This is a genomic window from Monashia sp. HAY1-5C (assembly GCF_056755255.1).
Window position 1 is genome coordinate 1 of sequence record NZ_JBPGXG010000321.1, and the last position, 286, is coordinate 286.

At 55.2% G+C, this 286-nt stretch carries 1 protein-coding gene; it reads left to right on the forward strand.

The features are described from left to right. The first annotated feature begins 59 nt into the window (after positions 1-59). Complete coding sequence (locus ACR9ZK_RS21850; RefSeq protein ID WP_481344053.1) at positions 60-272, forward strand: thiamine pyrophosphate-dependent enzyme; 213 nt, start codon at positions 60-62, stop codon at positions 270-272. Positions 273-286: the final 14 nt, after the last annotated feature.

Below are 286 nucleotides of genomic sequence, written 5' to 3' on the forward strand. Positions count from 1 at the left end.
TGGCGGGGCATGTCAACGGCGCGCTTGGCGCCAAATGCGCCAATCCCGACCGTCCGGTTATCGTCGGTTGCGGCGATGGATGTTATCTGCTGTCGGGCTTCGAGCTTCTGACCGCCGTTCAGTACGATATTCCTGTCATCTGGATTATTTTCAACGACGGCGAGTTCAAGCTCATCAAGCTTTATCAACTCGAAGCCTATGCGGAATCGGCCCTCGTCGAATTCGGCAATCCCGATTACGTTGCCTATGCCCTGTCTCTTATACACATCTGACGCTGCCGACGACG